7 protein-coding genes are annotated in these 6,171 nt (G+C 39.1%); 3 read left to right on the forward strand and 4 right to left on the reverse strand.

What is annotated here, in order from left to right; all coding sequences use genetic code 11:
• Positions 1-277 (reverse strand): 4Fe-4S dicluster domain-containing protein (locus RQ763_RS08545; protein ID WP_314152377.1); only part of this gene is annotated, 277 nt, incomplete at its 3' end.
• A 151-nt stretch (positions 278-428) separates the two neighbouring features.
• Positions 429-1,604 carry a methionine adenosyltransferase gene (metK, locus tag RQ763_RS08550; protein WP_314152378.1) on the reverse strand — a complete coding sequence of 392 codons (1,176 nt, stop codon included), beginning with the start codon at positions 1,602-1,604 and terminating at the stop codon, positions 429-431.
• Positions 1,605-1,789: 185 nt separating this feature from the next.
• Between metK and RQ763_RS08555 the strand changes: the two genes are divergently transcribed.
• Complete coding sequence (locus tag RQ763_RS08555) at positions 1,790-2,386, forward strand: peroxiredoxin (protein ID WP_314152379.1); 597 nt, start codon at positions 1,790-1,792, stop codon at positions 2,384-2,386.
• 165 nt (positions 2,387-2,551) lie between these two features.
• Positions 2,552-2,848 (forward strand): nitrous oxide reductase accessory protein NosL, encoded by a 297-nt coding sequence (locus RQ763_RS08560; RefSeq protein WP_314152381.1) that lies wholly within the window; start codon positions 2,552-2,554, stop codon positions 2,846-2,848.
• A gap of 7 nt (positions 2,849-2,855) precedes the next feature.
• Here the strand turns inward: RQ763_RS08560 and RQ763_RS08565 are convergent, their stop codons facing one another.
• Positions 2,856-4,118, reverse strand: a complete 1,263-nt coding sequence (locus RQ763_RS08565) for an ATP-dependent RecD-like DNA helicase (protein ID WP_314152382.1) — start codon at positions 4,116-4,118, stop codon at positions 2,856-2,858.
• 46 nt (positions 4,119-4,164) lie between these two features.
• Here RQ763_RS08565 and RQ763_RS08570 point away from each other — a divergent pair, with 46 nt between their 5' ends.
• Entirely contained in the window at positions 4,165-5,412 is a 1,248-nt protein-coding gene (locus RQ763_RS08570; RefSeq protein ID WP_314152383.1) for a diguanylate cyclase, read from the forward strand.
• On the opposite strand, the gene RQ763_RS08575 is transcribed toward RQ763_RS08570, so the two are convergent.
• A partial coding sequence (locus RQ763_RS08575) for a cation transporting ATPase C-terminal domain-containing protein (protein ID WP_314152385.1) occupies positions 5,409-6,171 on the reverse strand: 763 nt, incomplete at its 5' end. The two genes, RQ763_RS08570 and RQ763_RS08575, sit on opposite strands and share 4 nt — an antisense overlap.

Consider the following 6,171-nt stretch of genomic DNA (forward strand, 5'->3'; position numbering starts at 1 on the left):
CTACAGCTTTGCCTATGCCGCGCATATCATCTGTAATGTCTTCACGATGTTCTGGGCTAGCACCTACAACATCCCATGTAATACATCCTTCAGTTGGACAAGCAGTAGCACAAGCAGGCTCGTCATGATGACCAACACACTCTACACATTTGTCTGCATACACATAGTAAATCTCTTCACCCGTTGGATTATCATCCTCGTCTACAATTGCCTCTACAGGACACTCATCTATACAAGCGCCACAGTTAATACATGTATCACCAATAATTACTGCCATTAGGATTCTCCTAGTTTTTATTTTGAAGTAAGTTTAACCAAAGATTTTTAAATAAAGCTAAAAAATCTTCCCTAAAGATGTAACAAATATAATTTGTTACACTTTTGATATCTAAATTTTCTAAAAAACAGTATTTTGATAATTATTATTATCAAATTTTGAGATATTTTTTTATATCCTCAACCCTGTCTGTTTTTTCCCATGTAAAATCACTATCTTCTCTTCCGAAGTGTCCGTATGCAGCAGTTTTTCTATAGATAGGGCGTAAAAGATCCAGAGATTGGATAATCCCTTTTGGAGATAAATCAAAAAGCTCTTTAACACATGCCTCAATTTTCTCTTCCTCTACAACGGCAGTACCGTGCGTATTGACCATTATAGAAGTAGGTTGAACTACTCCTATTGCATAAGAAACCTGTATGGTTACCCTATCGCATGCTCCAGCAGCGACCAGATTTTTCGCCACATGTCGTGCCGCATAAGCAGCACTTCTGTCAACCTTGGTCGGGTCTTTGCCGCTAAATGCACCGCCACCGTGAGGGCAGCTTCCGCCATATGTATCGACTATGATTTTTCTGCCAGTTAGCCCTGCATCACCCTGAGGACCGCCTATAACAAATTTTCCTGTCGGGTTAATATGAAAGATAGTTTTATCGCTCATAAGCTCAGCGGGAATAACATGTCGTATGACCTCTTTTATCACATCCTCATGAATCTTCTCTTGGGAGATTTCGGGAGCATGCTGGGTAGAGACTACTACTGTCTCAACAAAAACAGGCTTATCGCCAACGTATTTTATACTGATTTGCGCTTTTCCATCCGGACGAAGGTAGGGAATGATTCCCTCCTTTCTTACCTCGGCGAGTCTGTGAGTCAAACGGTGAGCCAAATATATAGGCAGCGGCATAAGCACATCGGTTTCGCGACAGGCATAACCAAACATTAGACCTTGATCTCCAGCTCCAATCTCTCCATCAGCTTGAGTTACCCCCTGATCTATATCGGGAGACTGCTCTCCAATAGCGTTTAAAACTGCAGCAGAACGGTAATCAAAACCATATGTTGCATCCGTATAGCCAATCTCTTGGACAACCCTGCGAACAATCTCTTGCATCGGAGCATATGTAGTTGTCTTCATTTCGCCTGCTATTATACAAAATCCGTTTGATACCAGAGTCTCACATGCAACGTGTGCATTAGTATCATGCTCAATAATATAATCCAGAATTGCATCACTGATTTGATCTGCCATCTTATCAGGATGCCCTTCTGTTACAGACTCTGAAGTAAAAATGTACTCTTTTGGAGCATTTGCTTCTTTTGTCATCGATTTTCCTTATTGAAATACAGAGTCTTGCTCCATAAATCAGCGAAAGTATAACAAAAAAAATTATATATAAAATTGCAAACTTTCATTCTCTCTTAAAGCTTTTTACTACACTAAAGCGTTTGAGTTTGATTAATTTACTTTCGTTAAAATTTTGCATATATAACAAAAAAAGGATATTTATTATGTTAGTAACAAACCCAGCTCCGGATTTTACGGCAACAACAGTTTTAGCAGACGGATCAATAGTAGAAGATTTCAAATTATCAGAGAATTTTGGTCAAAAAGGCACAGTTCTTTTCTTCTACCCGCTAGATTTTACTTTTGTCTGCCCATCTGAGATTATTGCATTTTCACACAGAATTGAAGATTTCAAAAGTCGCGGCGTAAATGTTATAGGCGTTTCTGTAGACAGCCAATTTTCACACTTTGCATGGAGAGAGACTCCGGTAAACAAAGGCGGAATCGGCAGAGTAAAATTTCCTCTTGTTGCGGACTTGACAAAACAGATCTCAAAAGATTATGATGTACTTTTCGGTGAGGCTGTTGCACTTCGCGGTTCATTCTTGATTGATTCAAAAGGTATAATTCGCCACGCAGTAATCAACGACCTCCCACTTGGCAGAAACATCGATGAGATGATCCGCATGGTTGACACTATGCAGTTTACTGACGAGTACGGTGAAGTTTGTCCTGCAGGATGGCAAAAAGGCGACGAGGGAATGAAGGCATCAACTGAAGGTGTTGCCGAATATCTTGCTAAAAACAGCGAAAAATTATAACCTCACACGCAAAATAAGCGATACCTAAAGATAGATGGCATGTGAGCCCTTGCATGCTATCTTAATGAAGATTTAAAAAGGTTTTTATAAAATTACTTTTTTTTATATTGCCTTATTACACTTAAGTTGGTATCATTTACTCTAAATTCACAATAACGGATTGATATGAAAACTATACTATTGGCATTTTTGATTGCAATATCTTTGGTTGCCTCCGAAAAAGAGGCTGCACAAACACAAAGCGTGAAAGAGGAGATAAAATATATCGTCGATGCCAAAAATTATGGCCTTATTGCCGCAAAAGATGCATTTTACGTTATTGACAGTCACAAATACGGCACGATGCAGGACTATTTCGCTTTTGCAAAAGAAGAAGATGCAAATGAGCATGTCAAAAAATATGGGGGAAACGTAGTTAATTACGAAACCTATAAAAAGTTGCAGGAAGAGGCTTCAAAATAGCTGCATCTCAAAGTCCTCTTTTTACAAACTCCAAAGCTTTGTGATTCACAAACACTATATCTCTCCATTGTCTCTTAGGTGCTATCAGGTTTAGGCGCTTCGGATTTGAACTTCTAGAAATTGCTACATAAAACTGCGAAGGCGCGAAAATCTCATTTGTTTCGATTATAAGATCCTCTATGCTCATGCCTTGAGATTTATGGATGGTTATGGCGTATGCCAATTTAATCGGATATTGATAGACACTAAAGAGGCTCTCTTGAAGCACCTCTTTTTTTCCGCCCACACTCTTCTCCTTCCACACCTCTTTGCTTTGGGCTAGAGTCTCAAGCTTTACGACAACACCGTCTCTTTTTTGTACATAAACATAAGTTGCATCAATGTTTACAACAACCCCGCGCTCGCCGTTAAAGTAGTTCCATGCATTTCTAGTAAAGAGCACAGGCACGCCGATCTTTAACTCCAGCTCTCTCTCGATTCTGGCATCATCCATAAAACGCTCTATATCTGTATCTTTTACGCTTTTAGAGTGCTTTATAACTCCCGCCTCTTTAATAAAGAGCTCACTATCAACAAACTCAAGCTGGTTTTTATTGTGCAGTGATGCCGAGATATTTTTACCGAACAAAAAGGTAAATTCACTCAAATCATGCGGCAATACTTTTATAAACTCATTGAGAGCATTATGCACACTCTCATCCACAAAACCATCCCTTACGCTTGAGAGAAGTTCTATAAAATCGCCATCATCAGTTCTGTAGACATGCGTTAGTTCAACCTCTTCAAAATCAAACTCCCTCCATGAATCAGACTCAAACGCAAACCTTACCTCTTTGTAGCCGCGGACTACCGGAGGAAGCTGCAAAAAGTCGCCGACAACCAGAAGCGAACCCTTAAAATCGCTCTGCTCAAGTCTTAATCGAATCATATCAAGCAGAGCATCGCTTACCATCGAGATCTCATCTATAACGATTAGATCCATGCTACAGATAAGCTTTTTTACCTTCTTGCTTGCCTCAAGTTTAGCGTTAATCTCCAACTCACTTAGGCTTGCGGCAATGCCCAGATCCAAAAAACTGTGCAGAGTCTGCCCTCCAATGAGCGTAGCAGCCATTCCCGTGGAGGCAAGTTTTGCCACTTTTTTAGACTCACTCTCATAATATTTTATAACTTCTCTTGTAATGGTAGTCTTTCCGACACCCGCACCGCCGGTCAAAAAAACACTCTTTTTTGCCTTTAGTTTTTCAATGACTCTATTCAAATAATCCATAAAAAATTATACTATAATAACGAAAAATTTAAGGAAACTATGCAGCATGAGCAGAAGAATATTGGTAGTAGAAGACAACAAAACTCTAGCCAAACTTATCGCAAAAAAAGTAAGTGTTGAGCTCAACTTTGAAGTTGACGTTGCATATAGTTTGCAAGAATCAAAACTGTTTTTAAAAAGATACAAATATTTTTTAACTCTTTTAGATATCAACCTTCCAGATGCTCCAAACGGCGAAATTGTCGAGTATGCACTAGAGAGAAAAAATCATGTCATTGTTCTTAGCGGAAATATCGACAAAGAGTTCAGAAAAAAGATGCTCAAAAAAAACATTATAGATTACGTTACAAAGAGCGGAGCAAATGACGTTAACTACATAATCCAGACAATAAGAAGATTACAAAAAAACCAAAACCACACTATATTGCTCATAGACGACTCTCTGGTATTTAGAAAGCAGATGCAGGGCATGCTTGAAAATATGTTTTTTAAAGTCATAGCGGTTGCGCACGGAGAAGAAGCTCTTGGCATTTTAAATACAAACCCTAACATCAGTTTGGTTCTAACGGATTACCATATGCCCGTCATGAACGGACTTGAACTCACCGCAGAGATAAGAAAGACCTACACTAAAACAGATCTGGCGATTATTGTCATCTCAAGCGACAACGACGAAGAGACAACGGCTATTTTTTTAAAAAACGGTGCAAACGACTACATAAAAAAGCCATTTTCAAAAGAGGAGTTTTCATGCCGCATAAACAACTCAATCGAAGCGCTTGAAAATATTCAAGAGATCACAAATCACGCAAACCGCGACTTCTTAACCGGTCTTTACAACAGAAGATATTTCTTTACAAATGCTTCAAAATACTTTGAAGATGCTATATCTAACTCTGAACCTTTTGCTATTGCCATGATAGATATAGACCACTTCAAAAAAATTAACGATACCTATGGTCATGAAACAGGCGACAGGGCGATTGTGGATTTAGCCGACATTTTAAGAAGCAGTGTTTCAAGCGATGATATTGTTGCGAGATTCAATGGGGAGGAGTTTTGTGTTTTACTCAAAAACGTATCTGCGCAAAAAGCTCTGGACATTTTTGAGAAAATCAAAGAAAAAGTAGAGAGTCATGTGACTCTGAGCGAGAAAAATGAGGAGATTAGATTTAGCGTATCCATGGGAGTCACAACAACCCATGATGAAGACCTTGATGCCAGCGTAAACGAAGCCGACATTATGCTCTACAACGCTAAACAAAACGGAAGAAATCAGATAGTTACAAACTAGACTATCTCTCTCTTTCTGGCAAGCCTAAGTCTAAACTGCTTCTCAAGTTCTAAAAGAGCAAAGAGAACAATCCCCACGACAAATATCATACCAAAATCAAATGCCCTGAGCGAATCCGTTTTAAAGACTCCCTGAAAAAACGGAATATAGGTTATAGATATTTGCGCAAAAACTGTTACAAGGACTGCACTCCAAACAATTTTATTTGCCGCAATATCAGCTATGCCGATTGAGAGCGTTTTAAAATTTCTGATGAAAAAGAGATGGAAAATTTCCATAAACACCAAAGTATTTAAAGCTAAAGTTCTCGCATAATCCAAGCTTTGTCCATCTTGCAATGCGTAATAATAAGCGCCGAAAACAATTATTAAAAACAAAGTAGTAACATAGACAATGTGCCAGACAAGCTCCCTGTCCAATATAGGTTCGCCTATGGCTCTGGGTCTTCTTTTCATTATGTTTTTCTCCTCAGCCTCAAAAGCCAGAGCTATCCCCAAAGTTGTCGCGGTTATCATATTTGCCCACAATATTTGAATGGGTGTAATTGGCAAAACCATACCAAAAAGTATAGCGACGACTATAACTGCGGCCTCTGCAATGCTTGTAGGCAGAGTCCAGCTTATAACCTTTTTTATGTTGTCGTAGACCCTTCTGCCCTCTCTAATAGCATTTACTATAGAGGCAAAATTGTCATCGGTTAAAACAAATTCGCTTGACTCTTTTGCCGCTTCCGTCCCCTTTTTGCCCATAGCAATGCCG

The sequence above is a fragment of the Sulfurimonas sp. genome (genome assembly GCF_032250635.1).
In the GTDB taxonomy this organism is placed as follows: domain Bacteria; phylum Campylobacterota; class Campylobacteria; order Campylobacterales; family Sulfurimonadaceae; genus Sulfurimonas.

Bases quoted from the DNA above. Each gene is read 5' to 3' on its own strand.
- RQ763_RS08570 (WP_314152383.1), top strand. From the start codon at position 4,165: ATGAGCAGAAGAATATTGGTAGTAGAAGACAACAAAACTCTAGCCAAA.
- metK (WP_314152378.1), bottom strand. From the start codon at position 1,604: ATGACAAAAGAAGCAAATGCTCCAAAAGAGTACATTTTTACTTCAGAG.
- RQ763_RS08565 (WP_314152382.1), bottom strand. From the start codon at position 4,118: ATGGATTATTTGAATAGAGTCATTGAAAAACTAAAGGCAAAAAAGAGT.
- RQ763_RS08560 (WP_314152381.1), top strand. From the start codon at position 2,552: ATGAAAACTATACTATTGGCATTTTTGATTGCAATATCTTTGGTTGCC.
- RQ763_RS08555 (WP_314152379.1), top strand. From the start codon at position 1,790: ATGTTAGTAACAAACCCAGCTCCGGATTTTACGGCAACAACAGTTTTA.